Origin of the sequence: Xylanibacter rodentium (assembly GCF_013166575.1) — a bacterium.
Taxonomy (GTDB): Bacteria; Bacteroidota; Bacteroidia; order Bacteroidales; family Bacteroidaceae; genus Prevotella; species Prevotella rodentium.
Genome location: NZ_JABKKE010000012.1, coordinates 14,385 through 35,735 on the forward strand (window position 1 = coordinate 14,385; position 21,351 = coordinate 35,735).

Consider the following 21,351-nt stretch of genomic DNA (forward strand, 5'->3'; position numbering starts at 1 on the left):
CCGGCAAAATTATAAATAATAAATGAAATAATAAGATGAAAAAGACTGTTTTATTCAGCGCATTCCTTATAGGGTGTATTACATTAGTTGCTTGTCAGCAAAAGAACTCGCCCAAATTGGAGGAGGCAAATTTGACAGATAACGCAACCTCAACAAGTAGCCAGATGGCAGAATGTGAAATAAAGGTGGGTGATGTTACTTTTACCCGCTCCATCAATGGCGCGGACACATGTGTTAGCTTGTTGGCCGATGGGGCGCTGGAGTTCCGTTGCAGGGAAGGACTCGATTTCTTCTGCGACCCTAACGAGGGCAAGCTGTCAAACAACACGCTTCCCGTGTTGTTGATTCCGACAGACAATACCAAGCCATTTACCCTGACAGCCAAGGTCACCCCGGAAATCACAGCCGAGGGGCTTTACAATGCCGCCGACCTCTTTGTGTATGTCAACGATACACTTTGGCAGAAACTTGCTTTTGAACAGGACGAATATGGCAACCACCGCATTGTATCGGTACGGACACAAGGCACGTCCGATGATAACAACCATGACCGGATAGACGCAAAGTCGGTCTATATGAAAATATCTTCCGACACTCGGACTATAGCCAGCTATTATTCATTGGACAAAAAAGAGTGGCACATGGTGCGTCTGTACCGCAACTACTACCCCGATAGTATCTATCTCGGCATTAGCAGCCAGTGTCCGCAACGTGGCGGATGCACAAGCCGTATCGAAGACGTGACATTAAGCCATGACAATGTGGGAGACTTCCGCATGGGAGAATAACTTACCCAAAATAGATAATTAAAAATGAGTAAACGCATATTGATTTTAACCGGCAGTCCACGTAGAGACGGTAACAGCGACCTCATGGCTGAAGCCTTTGCACGTGGTGCGTCAGAAGTTGGAAACCGAGTGATGCGGTTTGAGGCTGCACATAAACATATTCAAGGTTGCCGGGCTTGTGACCAATGTTTCAGCAAGGATAACAAAGCCTGTATTTTTGACGATGACTTCAATGAGTTGGCTTCCTTAATGGCAGAAAGTGATGCAATTGTATTCTGCACCCCTTTGTATTGGTACACATTCCCTTCTCAGATAAAAGCTGTCATAGACAAGTTCTATTCCTTTATCATAGGCAAGAAGGATGTGCCTATCAAGGAATGTATGCTTATCTCATGCGGTGAACTGGATGATCCTCACGTATTTGACGGCATAGTGCGTTCTTTTGAACTCATTGCGCAAGACAGAGGATGGAAAAACAGTGCTCACTATTTTGTGAATAACGTCAGCGAGAAAGGCGCGATTTCACATACAAAGCATCTTCAAAAGATTTACGATATAGGAAAAGAATTTTGATTCTTAAATTTACATCGTTCGGAGCAATCCACAATTTTATGGCGACCTTAATGCGGTGTAAAATTAACAAGTAATTTTCATGATGAAGTGGAAAATCGTCTTGGCAGCGTTGCTTTTTATTACGATGTCGTTGGGAACACATGCCGAAAACCTGTTTGTCTCATTATTGGGAAAGAGCGAGAAGGAAGTTAACGAACGGATTGAGAAAATATGGGAACATTTCTTCACCCCGGCAGATTTAAGCTGCTATGAAGCAGGCGATGAAAAATCGGTCTACTATGAAGGTCCGGATGGCACAGCCTTTATCTTGGATACAGGAAACAATGACGTGCGCACCGAAGGAATGTCGTACGGCATGATGATTTGCGTACAGTTGGATCACCGTGAACAGTTCGATAAACTTTGGAAGTGGGCGAAACGATACATGACCTTTTCATCCGATTCCGCATGGGATGGCTATTTCTGTTGGCAGTGCAAGTCAGACGGCACCAAGATTGGAGGGAGCAATGCTTCGGACGGTGAGTTGTATTTTGTCACTGCCTTATTCCTTGCTTCTGAACGTTGGGACGAACCCCATTACAGTGACGAAGCCAACAAAATATTGGCAAAAGTAATGAATAAGAATAGCATAGAGAGTGGAGTTTACAATCTTTTTGACAGCGACAGCAGGTTGGTTACTTTTGTTCCCACTCGGACGGGGCATGGTTTTACCGACCCCTCCTACCAGCTTCCCGCTTTCATTGACAAATGGGCACGCACGGCGACCGCCAACCGTCCGTTCTGGAAAAAGGCTGCAACAGCAGCCCGCCAGCATCTCATCGCATCAGCAAACTCCATCACTGGTCTATATCCCGATTATAGCCAGTTTGACGGAAAAGCCTATGCCTGGCCTAATGCCACTTATGACACATCCTTATATATGTACGATGCCATCCGCTGCCCAATGAACGTAGGCATGGATTACTATCTTTGTGGGAAGGACAGGCGAAACCAAGAGACCGTTATGGGCCATCTGCTTGCGTTCTTCAAGAAAGATGGATTCAAGCACGGCCATTTCTCTCTAGATGGTTCAAGGGCTTTCGGACAATATTCTTGCGGCATGGCCGGTGCTAATGCTGTTGGCGCAATAACCCTTGCCCACTCAAATGTGCCGGAACAGCGCGAACTAGCTCGTGAATACGTTAAACGCCTGTGGGACGTACAACCTCCAACAGGCAAATTTCGCTATTATGAAGGTTTGGTGTATTTCCTTTCCATGCTGCACGTGTCCGGACACTTCTCGCTGGACTTCTAATCTGAAACGGACGATGAAAGCTTGTTGTATGAACAAAAAGCAATTCACAATATAAGCTGAAGATGCTTCAAAAACTATGCTGCCCATAGGTCAATCAGTACCTATGGGCTTTATAAAATCCGTTGACTCATATATAGTTTAACAGGTTTATTTAGTAGCATTCAAAAGCATTTAATATATTGATTAGAATGGCTGTACGGGAACAAATTGGGAACAATGGGGATAAAATAAAATTGGCCAAGTGTTGATTTTCAACGACTTAGCCAATTTGCTCGTACCCAGACCCGGGCTCGAACCGGGATGGGTTGCCCCACTGGTGTTTGAGACCAGCGCGTCTACCGATTCCGCCATCTGGGCGCGATTTGCGGGTGCAAAGATAATGATAATATTTGAAACTACAAACTTTTATAACGAAAAGTTATCAAAATCCGTAAAATTGGTTGCAATATCCATTATTTGTTTATCTATAATTACAAGAAATATGTATAACTTTGCAACATTGAAAATAACCATATTGGCAATAACACATAACACATGAGTAATTATGATTAAAAAGAAGATTTTTATTTTGGCCGTCGCAATGATGGCGACAGTGACCGGATTAGGCCAGTCGAAAGTGTACTTCACCAAGGAAATAAGTCCTGAAGCACTCGTAAGAATATATAACGCAATGGACCGAAAGGTGGAAGGACGCGTGGCCGTAAAGATAAGCACAGGAGAGGCCGGAGGGCACAACTATTTGAAACCAACACTAATACGCAGCCTTGTTGACAATGTCAACGGCACCATTGTAGAGTGCAATACGGCATATAACGGCAAGCGAAATACTTTTGAGGCTCACTGGCAGACAATACATGATCACGGGTTTGACTCGCTCTTCGCCGTCGACCTGATGGACGAACAAGGCGATCTGCGCATACCTGTCAAAGACAAGAAACACCTGAAATACAACATCGTGGGCAGCCACCTGGGGTACTACGATTGGATGATCAATCTGGCCCATTTCAAAGGGCATGCTATGGGCGGATTCGGTGGCGTGCTGAAAAACGCAAGCATCGGCGTAGCTTCAGCCAACGGAAAAGCATATATACACACGGCAGGAAAGGTACAGAGCACGCGCGAACTTTGGCAGAATCTGCCAGCACAGGATCATTTCCTCGAGTCTATGGCCTCAGCGGCACAGTCCGTACACGAATGGTTTGGCGGACGTGTACTCTATATCAATGTGATGAACAACATGAGCGTAGACTGCGACTGCGATTCACATCCGGCCGACCCAAAACTGAAAGACATGGGAATACTCGCATCCACCGACCCCGTGGCATTAGACAAAGCCTGTCTTGACCTCGTATTCAGCCACAAGGCAAAACCCGGAGACGACAACAAGCCGCTCATAGAACGTATCAACCGGCAACACGGCACATACATAGTGGACTACGCTGAGCAGATAGGTCTCGGCAGCAAGAACTACACAATAATAAACATCGACAAGAGATAGTGCAATTTAGCTTGTTTTTCTAATAAAAACTTAAAATCCTTGTACGTATCAATGAATTTTCGTAATTTAGTAAGCGAAATACAAACTTTGTTGATATGGATATGAACAACGCTAATTTTTGTGTAATTCTTGCCGGTGGGCGCGGCCGCAGACTGTGGCCATACAGCCGGGAGAAAAAACCGAAACAGTTTATTGATTTCTTCGGAACGGGGCGCACTCTTATACAAACCACATTCGACAGATTTGCAAAGATAATGCCCAAAGAAAACATATATGTATGCACGAATGTCGAATTCAGGGATACGATAGACGAGCAACTGTCCGACATACCGGAATCAAACATTATATCAGAACCTGTAAGCCGAAACACCGCTCCAAGCGTGGCATGGGCCAGCACGCTCATATACCAGCGCAATCCGAAGGCAAACATCATCATAACACCGTCAGATCTCTTCGTACTAAACGAGGAATCTTTCGACGACAACGTCGCCAAGGGGTTTGAATTTGTTGCCGGACACGACATCGTACTCACCATGGGTGTAAAGCCAACAAGGCCTGAACCGGGCTACGGATACATACAGGCTGGTGCGCCCTCAGATATGGAGAATGTATACACGGTAAAGTCATTTACAGAAAAACCCGAACGTGAGTTTGCCAAAATGTTCGTAGAGAGCAATGAATTCTATTGGAACACCGGTCTATTCCTTGCCAATGCCCGACATCTTGGGCGTGTGCTCCGCAAGCTCTTCCCCGAACAGATGGAACTGCTGACCGACAGCAAGCCCGACTTCACGCTTACCGACAGTAAAGATTTCATTGACAACCGGTTCTCGTCGTTCCCCAACCTGTCTATCGACTACGGAATATTGGAACGTACAGACAACGTTCATGTAATGCTGTGCGACTTCGGATGGGCAGATTTGGGCACATGGCACTCCATGTACGAATGTATGCGCAGGAGCGACGATGACAATGTGGTAATCGATTCGGACGTGATTCTCGAGGACTGCCGTAACAATGTTATAAAGCTCGACAAAGGCAAACTTGCCGTAATCAACGGCCTCAACGGATATATAGTCACAGAAAAAGACAATGTATTATTTATCTGCAAAAAGAGCGACTCTTCCGCACTTGTCCGCAAATACGTAAACGAAGTACAGATAAAATACGGAGAAAAATTTGTTTAGATCGGACCGGATACAGACAATAAAAAACGCGCGACAACATCACAAGATGCTTCGCGCGATTTTTTATAAGCAATCATCTTTATAAGATACCACCCTGTTTCAACCCGAAAGTACAGCCCGGCAGCTAATCTCCGGATTTCAATCCATACTCTTCTCAAATTCGGAAAATATCCTTTCCGAAATTTCCCGGAATTCTTCGTCGCCCAACTTCAGTTTAGGATTGGAGAAGAGCATATCCTTCTCTGAATTCATAGGCACAAGATGAATATGCGCATGGGGAACCTCAAGACCGAGCACGGCCATACCCACCTTTATACACGGAAAAGCCCTTTTTATGGCCTCAGCCACCTTTTTGGCAAAAACCGTCATCTCAGCAAGCTCATCATCAGCCAAATCAAAAATATAATCAACTTCACGGCGCGGAATCACAAGTGTGTGTCCCTTTACCAACGGATTAATATCGAGAAATGCATAGAACTTGTCATTTTCAGCACATTTGTAGCTTGGGATATCTCCGGCTGCAATCTTTGCAAATATTCCTGCCATAGCCTCTATTCTGTCAGTCTATAGAAATATTGTCAATACGCAGTTTTATAGTTCCGCGCGGAATGGTTATCTCCACCTCATCGCCGACTTTCTTGCCCAACAGTCCTTGAGCAATCGGTGTTTTTATAGATATCTTGCCCGCACGCAGATCTGCCTCATTCTCACTCACGATGGTATAAGTCATCTTAGCCTTTGTAGTGAGATTGGTCATCTCCACCTTGCACAGTATCTGCACCGAATCCGTGCTCAGGCGTGACGTATCGATGATTTTTGCGTCCTGGATGGCCAGCTTCATCTGATTGATTTTATCTTCAAGATGTGCCTGTGCCTCCTTAGCTGCATCATATTCGGAATTTTCACTCAGATCACCCTTATCACGAGCCTCTGCTATAGCGGCTGATGCCTTGGGGCGCTCCACGCTTTCCAAGCGTTTCAACTCGGCTACCATCTTATCGTAGCCCTCTTGTGACATGTAAGCCATAATTTCTTTTTTAAAGTTATTACTTATTCGTGTTTCCTGGAAAAGACATCAAAAAGAAAGAATTCCAACATTATCATTTGATGTCGGAATCCTCCATTTTAATCAATGTGTCTTGTTATTCGTTTACAAAGGTAGGCATTATTTCCGAATAGTCCAAACTTGCGAATGTTAAAAATCCTTTTACTTGTCACAAGTATAATATTACAAGGTGTATTATATATGCTACAAAATATGAAAAATGACTGTTTACACTTAAAAACACATTTTTTCCGGGCATCACTCCATAAAACCTACAATCACATTGATTTAAATCAATAAAGTGTCCGCTACACACTATTAATCCTTTAATAATATTGTTTTTATAAAAAATATACTTATCTTTGCATCGTGTTTTTCATAGTATTAGATTTAAGGTTAACAAAGGTTGGGTCTCAGCGGAGACCCTTTTTTATTTTTAAATTCTAATATTCATTTGAATACTGCCCCGCACATGACCTCATGTTTATAATAAACACATTAGATATCCCCCATACAAACACACATCCCAACATTGCACAAATTATAATAATTGTGCACGTTTAACCGCAATATGTGCATTTTTCGTATCTTTTTCTTTGCAGAACAACAAAAAAAGACTACTTTTGCAAAGATATACGTTCCTTAACAACCGGTATCATCATTAACAAAAAAGACCTTGATGACAAGGTTGAAAATATAAGTTTATACAATAACTAAAATAAATTTATGAGTTTAAAAATCGTTGTACTTGCCAAGCAAGTACCAGACACAAGAAATGTAGGCAAGGATGCCATGACAGCCGAAGGCACCGTAAACCGTGCCGCCTTGCCTGCAATCTTCAATCCTGAAGATCTTAATGCCCTTGAGCAGGCTCTGCGACTGAAAGAACAGAACCCCGGTTCAACTGTTGGCATCCTGACGATGGGACCTCCACGCGCGGCTGAAGTAATCCGCCAAGGTCTTTACCGCGGTGCTGACACGGGATGGCTGCTAACCGACCGTCTGTTTGCCGGTGCCGACACACTGGCCACATCCTATGCGTTAGCTACGGCTATCGGAAAAATCGGCGGAGCCGATGTTATCATCGGAGGACGTCAGGCCATCGACGGTGACACGGCTCAGGTGGGTCCGCAGGTGGCTCAGAAACTCGGATTGTCGCAGGTGACATACGCTGAGGAAATATTAAAATGTGAAAACGGCAAGTTGACCATACGCCGACATATCGACGGTGGCGTTGAGACAGTCGAAGCTCCGATGCCCATCGTAATCACAGTCAACGGAAGCGCAGCACCCTGCCGTCCGTGCAACGCCAAACTGGTGATGAAGTACAAGCGTGCAAAAGCTCCGTTGGAATGTACTGCTGACATGGCATATAAAGAACTATACGAGGAGCGCCCGTATCTCACACTGACACAATGGTCGGTAGCCGATGTAGACGGCGACCCGCAGCAGTGTGGCCTGAGCGGTTCACCAACCAAGGTGAAAGCCGTGCAGAACATTGTATTCCAGGCAAAAGAAAGCAAAACCCTGACAGGCAGCGACGCCGACATAGAAGGTATGATAAAGGAATTACTTGAAGAGAAAATCATTGGATAAGTTTGAAATATGGCTAATAACGTTTTTGTATATTGCGAAATAGAGGGCACTCAGGTACAGGAAGTATCGCAGGAATTGCTCACAAAGGGCCGCAAGCTGGCCAATGAACTCAATGTTGAACTGCACGCCATCGTTGCAGGAACAGGTATCAAAGGAGCTGTGGAGGAGCAGATACTGCCCTACGGTGTCGACAAGTTGTTCGTGTTCGACGGCGAGGGACTATTCCCCTACACATCGGCTCCCCATACCGACATTCTCGTAAACCTCTTTAAAGAGGAGAGGCCGCAGATATGTCTTATGGGCGCAACTGTCATCGGTCGTGACCTCGGTCCCCGCGTGTCGTCATCGCTTACCAGCGGACTTACCGCCGACTGTACACAACTGGAAATTGGTGACTACGATGACAAGAAATCAGGCAAACACTACGACAATCTGCTGTATCAGATCCGTCCGGCATTCGGCGGAAACATCGTTGCCACAATCGTCAATCCAGACCATCGCCCTCAAATGGCGACAGTACGTTCAGGCGTGATGCAGAAAGCCGTTTATGACGGTGAAAGCCGCAAGGAAGTGGTTTATCCCGAAGTATCGGAATATGTAAGCAAGGAAGCATATATAGTCAAGGTGCTTGACCGTCAGGTGGAGGAAGCCAAACACAATCTGAAAGGCGCCCCCATCGTCGTTGCCGGAGGCTATGGCGTCGGTTCGAAGGAAGGTTTCGACCTGCTGTTCAAACTGGCCAAGGAACTGCACGGCGAGGTCGGCGCGAGCCGCGCAGCAGTGGATGCAGGATGGGCCGACCACGACCGACAGATTGGCCAGACGGGAGTTACGGTTCACCCGAAAGTATATATTGCCTGCGGTATAAGCGGACAGATCCAGCACATCGCTGGAATGCAGGATTCGGGCATCATCATCTCTGTGAACAGCGACCCGGAGGCTCCCATCAACAAGATTGCCGACTACGTAATAGTAGGCACTGTTGAGGAAGTGGTGCCGAAGTTGATTAAGTATTATAAACAAAACAGTAAATAAAAAACTCCTCATCCCATCAAATATTATGGCAAATTATTATAGCGACCACCCGGAACTCGAGTTCCATCTCAGCCACCCGCTCATGAAGCGCGTTGTGGACCTTCGCGAGAAGAACTATGAGGATAAGGATAAATATGAAGACGCTCCCGTAGACTACGAGGACGCCATAGAGAACTACAAACAGATATTGGAAATAACAGGCGATGTCTGTGCCAACGTTATCGCGCCTAACTCTGAAGACGTAGACCTTGAAGGTCCGCACCTTGAAAACGGCCGCATGATTTACGCATCCAAAACATACGAGAATCTCGATGTAACGCGCAAAGCAGGCCTGTGGGGTATCTCTATGCCCCGCCGCTATGGCGGACTCAATCTGCCCAACACCACATTTTCAATGCTCAGCGAGCTGATTGCAGCAGCCGATGCCGGTTTCCAGAATGTCTGGAGCCTGCAAAGCTGTATCGACACCCTATATGAGTTCGGCAGCGAGGAACAGCGCCAAAAGTATATACCGCGCATCTGCGCCGGTGAAGGCATGTCGATGGACCTCACCGAACCTGATGCCGGTAGCGACCTGCAACGCGTAATGCTCAAAGCCACATACGACAAGGAAAACGATTGCTGGAGGCTGAACGGCGTGAAGCGATTCATCACCAACGGCGACTCCGACATACACCTCGTGCTGGCACGCTCTGAGGAGGGCACACACGACGGCCGCGGACTGTCGATGTTCATCTACGACAAGCGGGACGGCGGTGTGGATGTGCGCCACATCGAGCACAAACTCGGTATACACGGTTCGCCCACATGCGAGTTGACATATAAGAACGCCAAAGCAGAGCTTTGCGGAAGCACCCGCTTGGGACTAATCAAATACGTCATGGCACTGATGAATGGTGCACGTCTGGGCATTGCAGCACAATCTGTCGGTGTAGAACAAGAGGCATATAATGAAGCGCTTGCCTATGCCAAGGAGCGCGCGCAGTTCGGAGAAAAGATTATCAACTTCCCTGCTGTCTACGATATGCTCTCACGCATGAAGGCCAAACTCGATGCCGGCCGTTCGCTGCTCTATCAGACAGCACGTTACGTAGACATCTACAAGTGTCTGGAGGATATCGCACGCGACCGCAAGCTCACTCCCGAGGAGCGCACCGAGTTGAAGAAATACACCCGTCTGGCCGATGCATTCACTCCGCTGGCCAAAGGAATGAACTCCGAGTATGCCAACCAAAACGCCTACGATGCCATTTCGGTGCACGGCGGTTCGGGATTCATCATGGAGTACAAGTGCCAACGCCTATACCGAGACGCCCGCATCTTCTCCATCTACGAAGGCACGACACAGTTGCAGGTGGTGGCTGCCATACGCTACATCACCAATGGCACATATCTTTCAATTATCAAGGAGATGCTCGAAAATGCTGTTGCTCCCGAACTTCAGTCTCTGAAAGATCGCACCACAGCTCTCGTTGATAAACTCGAAGATGCCGTCAATACAGTCAAAGAATCCGGCAATCAGTGTGTTCAGGACTTCCTCGCACGTCGCCTCTACGAGATGACTGCCGACATAATAATGTCGCTGCTCATTCTTGATGATGCCACGCGCGCACCGGAACTCTTCGCCAAGAGTGCCAACGTATACGTACGCCACGCTGAAGCAGAAGTGAACGGGCACTACGGTTTCATCAAGAATTTCCGCGAAGAGGACATCGAATTCTACAAGGCTCAAGAGAAAGAGGCTGAGGAGGCTTGATAAAAACGCTTCATAAATACCAAAAAACGCGCGTCTTTTATAATAGGCGTGCGTTTTTTGTTATACCTTTATACTCACATAAACACCTAAAGCCCAATCATTAAACTCACAGCCGCCAAAATTCAAAATACATGCTTCGTCTCCACTGTGGTACAAGACCGCTGTACCAACAGTTCAAAGCCGTTGAACCAGCAGTACAAGGCTGCGGAACCGGCAGTACAACGGCCTTGTACCAACTTCATAATATCGGCATGGCCCTGAGTAAGCTATGCTACAAGTCCGGCATAACCATTGAGACAAGCCATGAAACAAACAAAAGACAACAGCATTATGGCCTGCAAAACAACTACAAAAGTATATCCCAAATGTACGTATCATCAATGGTGCGCACATTTGGGATATAACTTCTTATTACTTTACTTCTTTTTTTTGGGGGGGGGACTAATTTTGCTGTCATAAGTACAAAACCATACTCCCTTCAGAACAAATCATCAAATCCGTCGTCATCCGCCGCTTCCTTTGCCGCATCACGCTTAGGCGGATTCTTCAAATTGCCTTCCTTGTCAAACATGCCGTAGGTGGTACGCAGCACGATAAACTCGGTACGGCGGTTGAGCTGGTTGCATATCTCCTGCTGGTCTTCGGGCAGCTTTTTTATGTACTCTTCGGTCAATACGTCGTCCGCTTTCAGGAACGGAATCTTCTCGGTCAGCTTCTTGCGAATCGTCTTTGGTTTCTCCTTGCCATACCCCACCGGCGAGAGGCGGTCGGCGGCAATGCCGTGCTCAGTAAGATATGCCACCACACTCTCGGCCCGGCGCTGCGACAGCAACTTGTTGTAAGCCTCCGGACCACGGTAATCGCAGTGTGCGCTCAATTCGATGGTAACGTTTGGATTCTCGTTGAGCAGCTTTATCAGTTCGTCGAGAGCCGCGGTCGATTCCGGACGCAGCGTTGCCTTGTCAAAGTCATAGAAGATGTTGTCTATAAGTACAGGAGACGTGATGCTCGCCAACGGGAACTGAAGCACATACTCCTCCGATTTGCCTACCGGCTCCACGCGCAACTGCTCCTTGTGATTAAGGAATCCCTTGCACGTGCCAAGGAATACATAATCGACATTGGGATTGATCTGTTGCGTGAATGAGCCGTCACCTTTCACACTCAGCTTCAGATTGGTACCATCGTTGCCCACCATATAGACCAAGGCTTCCGGCAGTTCATAACCGTCCTGTTCGTAAACCCATCCCTTGACAGTCTGCACAATCTCCGGATTCTCGAAACTGTAAATATGATCCCATCCCTTGCCGTCACCACGGTTTGAAGAAAAAAAGCCACGGTTGTGCAGCCCTTCGAACGTCATCCCGAAGTCGTCGCCCTGCGAATTGAGCGGAAATCCCGGATGCTCAATCTTCCATCCCTGCATCACCGTGTCGGGCTTGGCTATGTAGATGTCGAGACCTCCCATGCCGGGATGACCGTCTGAAGAGAAATACAGGTCACCATTGGGACGGAACGTCGGGAACATCTCGTCGCCCTCGGTGTTTATCGGTGCCCCAAGATTCTCAACGCCACCCGTTCCGCTTGCAGTCAGCCGCACACGCCAAATATCAAGGCCACCCATGCCACCTGGCATGTCACTCACGAAATAGAGCCACTCCCCATCGGGTGAAACAGCCGGATGGGCATAGCTTGACAATGTGTCGCGTGTGATTTCGAGCGGTGTCGACTTGCCCCAACTGGCGTCTGAACGCGACGATGTGCAGATGGTAGCATAACGCGGATAAGAAGGGTCGCTGAGACACTGCGTGAGATACATCGTGCGACCGTCGGGCGTGAACGAACATACACCCTCATCAAAATCCGAATTAAGCTCCGAGTCGATACCCTCCGGCTTGGTCCATTTGCCTTTTTCATCCTTGGTTGATACGAAAATATCACCATTTTTTGTTCCGGTGATACCGCTCAGTTCGTCACCTTTGACATCGTTGCGCGTAGACGTAAAGTAAAGCTGGTCGTACTCGTCACCAGCAAGCATAGGCGAATAGTCGGCACGACGTGAATTGAAGAAGTTCTCGCGTTTCACCGTATACTGCGAACCGGCGTCTTTCCACTGCGGCGCCATCTCTGCCGAACGCAGTCCTACACGTGCACGGCGATGGTCGGGCATGCTGTCAAGCACAGTCTGAAAATGCTTTGCCGCATCCTTATAGTTGCCGTTCTTCATCAGCTGCTGTGCCAGTTGAAAATGAGTCAGGCTGTCTGTCTTCTTGTATCTTATGGCGTTGTTATAGGCCGCTATTGCCCGTTGCGTATAGTTTATCCTTCTGTAACAGTCGGCCAGTTTCAGCGCCCGCTCTCCCCGTGTGGTCCGTTCTTTGGCCGGTGTGGCCGAATATGCCTTCTTGTACTGCGCGGCCGCGTCATAGTACTCACCAAGGGCATAAAACTTATCACCCTTCTTCATTGCAGCGTCGGCCCCGCACGAGACAAGGACTACCAAGACAACCGCCATATATAATATTATGTATAACTTCTTGCGCATACCTTATTATATAACGCCGTTAACGACAGTTTATTGTTCCGTAAATATTTTAATCCTATTGTATAAGTTTCAAGAAGGTATAAGATGGTTGGATACGAGAAAATCGGTTATCAATCAGCCTTTTTCCAAAAATTTTATTGTATATTTCCTCTAAAGAAAAATATCATCTTCTTTATCCTGCCAGTGTATAATTTCACGATTTTATTGTATATTTGCAGAAAGATATTTATAAACAAAACAGGTTGGTATATGAAATTTCCTATCGGTATACAGAATTTTGAGAGTCTGCGCAACGACAATTACGCATATGTAGACAAAACAGCACAGATATACAAACTGGCCGTTACCGGCCGATACTACTTTCTAAGTCGCCCGCGACGCTTCGGAAAAAGTCTGCTCATATCCACGCTGGAGGCCTACTTCAGCGGCAAGAAAGACTTGTTTGCAGGACTGACCATCGAAAAGATGGAAAGCCTATGGACCGAATATCCCATCCTGCACCTCGACCTAAACTCACGCCTGTACGAAAACAAGGAATCTCTGCAGGCCGAACTCAACAAGCATCTGGAGATCTGGGAACGCCGCTACGGTGACGAGTTCAAAGACCGTGCACTCGAAGAACGCTTCTATCAGGTGATAATCAAGGCTTACGAACAGACAGGCCAGCGCGTGGTGATACTCGTGGACGAGTACGACAAACCAATGTTGCAGTCCATCGGCAACGAGATGCTTCAAGACGAATACCGGAATATACTCAAAGCATTCTACTCGGTACTGAAAACGCTCGACCGATACATACGCTTCGCATTTCTCACCGGTGTGACAAAATTTGGCAAGGTGAGCGTGTTCAGCGACCTGAACAACCTTAATGACATATCTATGGACCGCCGTTATATCGACATCTGTGGCATCACGGAAAAGGAAATACACACTTATTTCGAGAACTCCCTGCATGAACTGACCGATGCCACCGGCTCCGACTATGATACTGTATGCGACAAACTCCGTCAACTTTACGACGGCTATCACTTCACAAGCAACAGTATTGGGATATACAACCCGTTCAGTCTGCTCAACACTTTCAATAAGTCGGAATTCGGCGACTACTGGTTTGAGACGGGCACGCCGTCGTTTCTCGTGCATCTGCTAAAACAGTCTGACTACAATCTCAACAATCTGCAAGAAGAACTTGTATCGTCCGACCTGCTGAACAGCATCAACTCGATGTCGCAGAACCCCATACCCGTGATTTACCAAAGCGGCTATCTAACGATAAAGGAATACGACGAGACATTCAAAACCTACCGGCTCGGATTCCCAAATATGGAGGTAGAGAACGGATTTATAAAATATCTCACACCGTTCTACACTCCGATAAAAGAGAACGAGACCCAATTTTTCATTGTCAACTTCGTAAGAGACATAGAGCAGGGACGCCCCGATGCCTTTATGGAACGCATGCAGACCATGTTTGACGACACGAGCTATCAGATAGCGGGCCGTATGGAGATATACTTCCAAAACTCCATGTACCTCATCTTCAAGATGCTCGGATTCTACACCGAGGTGGAGCGCACCACGAGCCGGGGCCGCATCGACATAGTGATGAAGACCCGGAACTACATCTATGTGATAGAGATAAAACTCGACGGAACACCCGACGAGGCGTTGCAACAGATAGAAACACGCGGATATGCCGCTCCATTCGTCAGTGACGGACGAAAGGTTTATAAGATTGGCGTGAACTTCTCGTCAGCGACAAGGGGCGTAGAAGAATGGAAGATTGCGGAATGAACATAGTATTACAGTATTAGTTAACTAATGAAAAGATGGATACACTTGAATGGAAATACTATCTTGTAAAATGTGAAGTGCTTGCCATAATAATTCTTGCGCCATTATTCGGTGCTTATTATTTATCACAAACATCCGGATATTTCGATTTTTATCCTATTTCATACAATATATCCGAAAAGCTCCTGTCTAAAGATTTCTTCATATCGGTAAGTGGCGGTATGCACATGTACGACTGGTATCTGATAGTGATGACGTCAGTCATATTGTGCGTTGCCATATCTTTACATAAGGATAAAATACCGGTTATCAATAAGATATTTGCTAAAAACGACAGTGATACAGGCACCCTGGCACTATACCAACCGAAAACGAAACAAGGACATGGTACATTAAAGACCTCTTTAATTGTATTCCCTATCGGCATTCCGGTATTCACGTTTATAGGGTGTCTGGTATGCAGAATCATATATATTATCATCTTTTCAGTCAATAACATATATATCAGTGAACCTTATATACAGGACGCGACAATACAGGCATTAATGGTATCTGACTACAAAGAGGACCAAACTGGCAAAACAGAACAAGAGTATAATGTCATTCAAGCAATCACATATATAGACGGCAAGCAATACCGATGTGAGACAAAACTGAAAGCAAGCAAAAGTCCGACATGCGAGTACGGTCATTTCCCTCGTATTGGCGACACGCAAATAATGTATAATAATTCCCCGGAAGATTGTGAGATATGCCGTTTTCTAAACCTGGCACAACTCAACCGCCCTGGCGACACAATACAACTGAAAATATGCAAAGGCGTATTGGGCATACCCGTAGTCAAGTCATTCAGTATGAAGACCAAAAATACCCCCGATGAATATGATTTTTTACCGACAAGCAGATATCAGGACTAAAGGGAATGTATTTTTAATACATACCTTAGTACGTTTTAATGCACAAAACCATCAGAACATCTGCCTCCACCGGCATCCCTCCTTCCAGCGCGAACAGCCATAAGCAGCCTTGCCCTTTATCACCGGAGCGCCACAGAGCGGACATATCTCGGGAACAGCAGCAGAAGGCTCGGTAACAGATGATTCTGAGGTAGCAGCCGGCAATGTTTCCTTATCGGCTACCGTGGCAGGCTGTACAGCCGGTTTCGGTGCCGTCTTGGCTTTGGGCGCCATCTTCTTCTTCATGTCCTCCTCGGTCATCACCGTCACGCGACGTGCCGTATTGTCGGCCAGAACATCGCGAACAATCTCGTCAATCTGCTGTTTCAACTCTTCGATGAATTGTGATGCATCATACTTCCGATGCTCAATATCGCGCAATTTCTTCTCCCATATACCCGTCAGTTCACAACTCTTGAGCAGTTCTTCGCGGATGATGCCGATTAGTTCTATGCCCGTTGGCGTGGCTATCAGATTCTTTCGCTCACGCTTGATGTAGCGGCGCTTGAAGAGTGTCTCTATTATGCCCGCACGCGACGACGGCCGTCCGATACCGTTTTCCTTCAGGGCGGCACGCAGTTCGTCGTCTTCAACAAACTTTCCCGCCGTCTCCATGGCACGCAGCAGCGTCGCCTCGGTGTAAAACTTGGGCGGTGTGGTCCACTTCTCCGTCAGACACGGCACGTGCGGTCCGCTCTCGCCTTTTACGAACGGTGGCAGTGTGCGCTCCTCATCATCCTTTTTCGAGTCATCTTCTTCGGACTGCGTCAGCACATCTTTGGCGTATACCGTACGCCAACCGGCATCGAGAATGGTCTTTCCAGTCACCTTGAACTCCACGTCCTCCACACGTCCAAGCACTGTTGTGGTGGCAAACTTACAGTCAGGATAAAACACACTGATGAAGCGACGCGTCACGAGATCGTACACATGGCGCTCCATGTCAGTGAGGTTCATGGCAGGCACACCGGTGGGAATGATGGCGTGGTGGTCGGTAACCTTCGACGAGTCGAACACTTTTTTCGACTTCTTCAGCTTCGTGCCCACAAGCACACCGGTCAACGCCTCATAGCCGCGCAGTCCACGAAGCGTGGCGTCGCACTTGGGATAGATGTCGTCGCTGAGAAACTGAGTGTCCACACGCGGGTATGTAGTGAGCTTCTTCTCGTAAAGGCTCTGTATGATATTGAGTGTCATCTCGGCACTCATAGAGAATTTCTTGTTGCAATCCACCTGTAGCGATGTCAGGTCGTAGAGATGAGGCGGGGCCTCGGTGCCATTCTTCTTCTGCACCAATGTCACGGTGAACGGCTTGTCGGCAATGGCGGAAAACGACCGTTCACCCTCATCCTTAGACGAGAACTTGCCTTTGGTAGCGGTAAACGTAGTGTCGCGATATACCATCGAGAGAATCCAGTAGGCTTCGGGCTTGAAACTTTCTATCTCCTTCTGACGGTTGACGATGAGCGCCAACGTAGGCGTCTGCACCCGGCCTATGCTCAGCACCTGACGGTTTTGCCCGTACTTCAGTGTATAGAGGCGCGTGGCGTTCATTCCCAATAGCCAGTCGCCGATGGCACGGCTCAGTCCGGCGAGATATAGCGGCTGATATTCGGCCTGGTCTTTCAGTGTCTGGAAACCCTCACGTATAGCCTCATCGGTCATCGACGATATCCACAACCGGCGCACGGGACATGCGGCTCCCGCCTTCTGCATCACCCAACGCTGTATGAGTTCTCCCTCCTGACCGGCGTCACCACAGTTGATTATGCCGTCGGCATCCTTCATCAGCCGCTCTATCACGCCGAACTGCTTCTGTATTCCCTGGTCCTCTATGAGCTTTATGCCGAATCGTTGCGGAATCATCGGCAAGGCACTCAGGCTCCAGCGCTTCCACATCGGTGTATAGTCGTCGGGCTCTTTCAGCGTACAGAGATGGCCGAAGGTCCACGTCACCTGGTATCCGTTGCCCTCCATGAATCCTTCCCTCGACGCCGTTGCGCCGATGATACGCGCTATGTCACGCGCCACACTGGGTTTCTCAGCTATGCAAACTATCATTTTTTCAGAAGTTAAAGGAGTTAAAGGAAGCGGCGTCTCTCTTTGAATCCTAAAATAAAGACTAATATCCCAACGGCTCCCCCACGAGCACTACCGTATGCCGGCGGCGCGGAGAGTTGCGCAGGAAATGAATATGGTTGCATATACACTCCGGCGAATTGCAATTGTGGCACACGCCGTCGGCCTTGCAAGGTGTGCTGATGTCAAAACGTGCCGTGTTTATCGGTCCTGCCGTAGAGCGGGCACGGGCCAAAGCCGCGTCGACGGTCTGTGTTACCTTATTAAGTCCGATGACAAAGATGACATGGCTCGGGCCGAAAGTAATGGCTGCCACACGGTTGCCGTTACCGTCGATATTGACAATCACGCCGTCCTCTGTGATGGCGTTGGCACTCGAAAGATAATAGTCGGCACGGAACGCCTGCAGATATATCTCGACAGCCTCGGCACGGTCGACCGCCCGATCGCGGTCTAACAATATATACCGCCCGTCGTCGTGCAGCGCCCGCGTAAGTCCCATATCGCGCAGGGTCATCGAACCACCCCACGACACGGTACTGCCCTGTGGCATAAGTTCCATAACCTTGGCTATGGCCCCGGCCGATGTAGGACAGTAAAAGGCATCCATGTTTCTTCTGTTCAGACTCTTTATCATCCGCTGCGCCAACAGCTCGTTTCTTTGTTCTATAGGTGTCATTACCGTAATCATTATGTTTGTCAAGATGCAAAATTACGGAAAATCCGTGAGATTACGCCCTGCCGACACAGGAAAATTGCCACGACAACGCCACCGGATTTTGACGTTTCGCAGAATTATCGTAACTTTGTCAACCGAAAAAAGGGGCGCACGCACGATGGCAGATGCGGCTGCGATACATCATAAAACGACAAAAAAGAACCGATGAAACAATACTTAGACCTGCTCAACCGCATTATGACGGAGGGCACACAGAAAGGCGACCGCACGGGGACGGGCACGATGAGCGTGTTCGGACATCAGATGCGGTTCGACATGGAAGAGGGGTTTCCGCTGCTCACTACGAAGAAGCTGCACCTCAAGTCGATAATACACGAACTGCTGTGGTTTCTCAGCGGCGACACCAACGTGAAGTATCTTCAGGACAACGGCGTGAGGATATGGAACGAATGGGCCGACGAGAACGGAGAACTTGGTCCCGTATACGGACATCAGTGGCGCTCGTGGCCCGATTACAACGGCGGAACGATAGACCAGATTGCGGCCGTAGTCAGTCAACTGAAGACCAATCCCGACTCACGCCGGATGATTGTCTGTGCATGGAATGTGGCCGAGGTCGAACGCATGGCCCTGCCACCGTGCCACACACTGTTCCAGTTTTATGTGGCCGACGGCCGCCTGAGCCTGCAGCTCTACCAGCGTTCGGCCGACACGTTCCTCGGCGTGCCGTTCAACATCGCATCATACGCACTTCTGCTTCAAATGATGGCACAGGTTACGGGACTGAGCGCCGGCGAATTCATCCACACCACCGGAGACACCCATCTGTACCTAAACCATCTCGATCAAGCCCGCCTGCAACTCACTCGCACACCGCGCCCGCTGCCTCGCATGGCCATCAATCCGGATGTTAAGAGCATCTTCGACTTCCGTTACGAGGATTTCAAGCTCGAAGGTTACGACCCGTGGCCGCACATCAAGGCCGAGGTGTCAGTGTGACGACAAAACATTTTCCCGTCAACTCCTTTAACTCCCACAAATAATATGACCATTACCATTATAGCTGCCGTGGCCCGCAACCGCGCCATCGGCCACGAAAACAAACTGATATACTGGTTGCCCAACGATTTGAAACGCTTCAAGGCACTCACCACGGGCCATACCATCATCATGGGACGCAACACCTTCATGTCGCTGCCAAAAGGCGCACTGCCCAACCGCCGCAACATTGTGCTGAGCCGAACGGCAACCGGCTTCCCCGGCTGCGACACTTATGCGTCGCTTGACGAGGCACTCGCCCACTGCCGTGACGATGAGGATGTATATATAATAGGTGGAGCGTCTGTCTACAAACAGGCCATCGGCATGGCCCACCGCCTCTGTCTGACAGAGATTGATGACACTCCGGCCGAAGCCGACACGTTCTTTCCGCCATACGACGGATGGAAAGAAACATCGCGCGAAGAGCACGACACCGACGAACGGCACGCGTATAAGTACGCGTTTGTAGACTACATACAAGTTAAGGATTAAGAGCTAAGAGCTTAGAGGTATGATTAGCACGGATGAACAGAAACATCATATTCGTCCAAGCCACAAAACAACAGAGCCTATCATACCTCGAAACTCAAAACTACAAGTTCCGAATTAAAGAATTTATCGCGTCGCGGCACTGTTCCATGAGCCATTTCGGCGTGCTGGTGGCACCACATATTCCCACAGTATCTATTCCATTGAGCCATTCTGACTGTATCTCGTCGGGCCCTTCGATAAGGTGGCAGTTGGAATTTACGCGCAAACACTCGTTGAAAAGCACCTTGCCGTTGCTGCTCTTCCGGCCGCAGACAAAGAGGATGAGGTCATGACGTGTGGCAAAGTTGCTGATATTGGGCATCCGGTTGGCCACCTGCCGGCAGATGGTGTCAAAGCTGCGGAACGTGGCCGACGGAGCTATATGGCTCTGTATATAGTCGATGATGCGGTGGAACTCGTCAAGCGACTTCGTTGTCTGCGAATAAAGGTAAATGTCGCGTGCGAAGTCGAGCTTGGCAACGTCTTCAAACTGTTCTATGACAATGGCGCGGCTCTCCGTCTGCCCCACCAGCCCAAGCACCTCGGCATGGCCTTTCTTGCCGAAGATTACTATCTGCGAAAGCCGGTTATCCTTATGCGGACAGCTGCCATTGACATACTGTGCTTTGATACGGCGCTGCAACTGAAGCACCACAGGACACGTGGCGTCTATTATCTCAATGCTGTTACGCCGGGCCAGCTCGTATGTCTCGGGCGGTTCGCCATGGGCACGCAGCAACACTTTCACACCATGCAGACGGCGCATGTCGTCGTGGTTTATCGTTATAAGCCCCATTTTGCGCAGGCGCTCACACTCCATTCCGTTGTGAACTATATCACCGAGACAATACAGTGTCTTCCCCTCTGCCAGTTCTTCCTCGGCCTTCTTTATGGCAGTAGTCACACCAAAGCAAAACCCGCTGCCGTTGTCTATCTCTATTTGTAGCATTGTCT

At 48.3% G+C, this 21,351-nt stretch carries 18 protein-coding genes and 1 tRNA gene; 12 read left to right on the forward strand and 7 right to left on the reverse strand.

The window, feature by feature from the left end; genetic code table 11:
- Nucleotides 1–35: 35 nt before the first annotated feature.
- From HPS55_RS08160 to HPS55_RS08170, 3 genes are all read left to right on the forward strand, one after another.
- Nucleotides 36–788 (forward strand): DUF1349 domain-containing protein, encoded by a 753-nt coding sequence (locus HPS55_RS08160; RefSeq protein WP_172177393.1) that lies wholly within the window; start codon nucleotides 36–38, stop codon nucleotides 786–788.
- A gap of 24 nt (nucleotides 789–812) precedes the next feature.
- Complete coding sequence (locus HPS55_RS08165; protein WP_172177391.1) at nucleotides 813–1,361, forward strand: flavodoxin family protein; 549 nt, start codon at nucleotides 813–815, stop codon at nucleotides 1,359–1,361.
- A 124-nt stretch (nucleotides 1,362–1,485) separates the two neighbouring features.
- The gene (locus tag HPS55_RS08170; RefSeq protein ID WP_172177389.1) at nucleotides 1,486–2,655 is read left to right on the forward strand and encodes a glycosyl hydrolase family 8; all 1,170 of its coding nucleotides are present in this window, start codon (nucleotides 1,486–1,488) and stop codon (nucleotides 2,653–2,655) included.
- A 275-nt stretch (nucleotides 2,656–2,930) separates the two neighbouring features.
- Here the strand turns inward: HPS55_RS08170 and HPS55_RS08175 are convergent.
- Nucleotides 2,931–3,012: transfer RNA gene (locus tag HPS55_RS08175), tRNA-Leu, on the reverse strand.
- Between the two features lie 187 nt (nucleotides 3,013–3,199).
- Between HPS55_RS08175 and HPS55_RS08180 the strand changes: the two genes are divergently transcribed.
- Both HPS55_RS08180 and HPS55_RS08185 read left to right on the forward strand, forming a co-directional pair.
- Entirely contained in the window at nucleotides 3,200–4,153 is a 954-nt protein-coding gene (locus tag HPS55_RS08180) for a DUF362 domain-containing protein (protein WP_172177387.1), read from the forward strand.
- 95 nt (nucleotides 4,154–4,248) lie between these two features.
- Complete coding sequence (locus HPS55_RS08185; protein ID WP_172177385.1) at nucleotides 4,249–5,340, forward strand: mannose-1-phosphate guanylyltransferase; 1,092 nt, start codon at nucleotides 4,249–4,251, stop codon at nucleotides 5,338–5,340.
- 138 nt (nucleotides 5,341–5,478) lie between these two features.
- On the opposite strand, the gene HPS55_RS08190 is transcribed toward HPS55_RS08185, so the two are convergent.
- Both HPS55_RS08190 and greA read right to left on the reverse strand, forming a co-directional pair.
- Nucleotides 5,479–5,886: an HIT family protein gene (locus HPS55_RS08190; protein WP_172177383.1), complete on the reverse strand. Its 408-nt coding sequence runs from the start codon at nucleotides 5,884–5,886 to the stop codon at nucleotides 5,479–5,481.
- 13 nt (nucleotides 5,887–5,899) lie between these two features.
- Nucleotides 5,900–6,367, reverse strand: coding sequence for a transcription elongation factor GreA (gene greA / locus HPS55_RS08195; protein ID WP_172177381.1), 468 nt, complete (start codon nucleotides 6,365–6,367; stop codon nucleotides 5,900–5,902).
- Between the two features lie 744 nt (nucleotides 6,368–7,111).
- On the opposite strand from greA, the gene HPS55_RS08200 reads away from it, so the two are divergent.
- From HPS55_RS08200 to HPS55_RS08210, 3 genes are read left to right on the forward strand one after another with little or no spacing between them, the layout of a single operon-like run.
- Entirely contained in the window at nucleotides 7,112–7,981 is an 870-nt protein-coding gene (locus HPS55_RS08200) for an electron transfer flavoprotein subunit beta/FixA family protein (RefSeq protein WP_172177379.1), read from the forward strand.
- A gap of 9 nt (nucleotides 7,982–7,990) precedes the next feature.
- On the forward strand, nucleotides 7,991–9,016 hold the full coding sequence (locus tag HPS55_RS08205; protein ID WP_172177377.1) for an electron transfer flavoprotein subunit alpha/FixB family protein: 1,026 nt from the start codon (nucleotides 7,991–7,993) through the stop codon (nucleotides 9,014–9,016).
- A 25-nt stretch (nucleotides 9,017–9,041) separates the two neighbouring features.
- A complete protein-coding gene (locus HPS55_RS08210; RefSeq protein WP_172177375.1) occupies nucleotides 9,042–10,772 on the forward strand; it encodes an acyl-CoA dehydrogenase family protein in 1,731 nt (576 codons plus the stop codon).
- Between the two features lie 478 nt (nucleotides 10,773–11,250).
- Here the strand turns inward: HPS55_RS08210 and porE are convergent, their stop codons facing one another.
- Entirely contained in the window at nucleotides 11,251–13,317 is a 2,067-nt protein-coding gene (gene porE / locus HPS55_RS08215; protein ID WP_172177373.1) for a PorE family type IX secretion system protein, read from the reverse strand.
- A gap of 249 nt (nucleotides 13,318–13,566) precedes the next feature.
- On the opposite strand from porE, the gene HPS55_RS08220 reads away from it, so the two are divergent.
- The gene (locus HPS55_RS08220; protein ID WP_172177371.1) at nucleotides 13,567–15,111 is read left to right on the forward strand and encodes an ATP-binding protein; all 1,545 of its coding nucleotides are present in this window, start codon (nucleotides 13,567–13,569) and stop codon (nucleotides 15,109–15,111) included.
- Nucleotides 15,112–15,146: 35 nt separating this feature from the next.
- A complete protein-coding gene (locus HPS55_RS08225) occupies nucleotides 15,147–16,028 on the forward strand; it encodes a hypothetical protein (RefSeq protein ID WP_172177369.1) in 882 nt (293 codons plus the stop codon).
- A gap of 51 nt (nucleotides 16,029–16,079) precedes the next feature.
- On the opposite strand, the gene HPS55_RS08230 is transcribed toward HPS55_RS08225, so the two are convergent.
- Nucleotides 16,080–18,128, reverse strand: a complete 2,049-nt coding sequence (locus HPS55_RS08230) for a DNA topoisomerase 3 (protein WP_172177367.1) — start codon at nucleotides 18,126–18,128, stop codon at nucleotides 16,080–16,082.
- Between the two features lie 61 nt (nucleotides 18,129–18,189).
- Nucleotides 18,190–18,837, reverse strand: coding sequence for a lactate utilization protein (locus HPS55_RS08235; RefSeq protein WP_253945851.1), 648 nt, complete (start codon nucleotides 18,835–18,837; stop codon nucleotides 18,190–18,192).
- A 192-nt stretch (nucleotides 18,838–19,029) separates the two neighbouring features.
- On the opposite strand from HPS55_RS08235, the gene HPS55_RS08240 reads away from it, so the two are divergent.
- Together HPS55_RS08240 and HPS55_RS08245 are read left to right on the forward strand one after the other, a co-directional pair.
- Entirely contained in the window at nucleotides 19,030–19,824 is a 795-nt protein-coding gene (locus tag HPS55_RS08240; RefSeq protein WP_172177365.1) for a thymidylate synthase, read from the forward strand.
- 45 nt (nucleotides 19,825–19,869) lie between these two features.
- Nucleotides 19,870–20,358, forward strand: a complete 489-nt coding sequence (locus HPS55_RS08245) for a dihydrofolate reductase (protein ID WP_172177363.1) — start codon at nucleotides 19,870–19,872, stop codon at nucleotides 20,356–20,358.
- Between the two features lie 100 nt (nucleotides 20,359–20,458).
- Here the strand turns inward: HPS55_RS08245 and HPS55_RS08250 are convergent, their stop codons facing one another.
- Nucleotides 20,459–21,346, reverse strand: a complete 888-nt coding sequence (locus tag HPS55_RS08250; RefSeq protein WP_172177361.1) for a 4-hydroxy-3-methylbut-2-enyl diphosphate reductase — start codon at nucleotides 21,344–21,346, stop codon at nucleotides 20,459–20,461.
- Nucleotides 21,347–21,351: the final 5 nt, after the last annotated feature.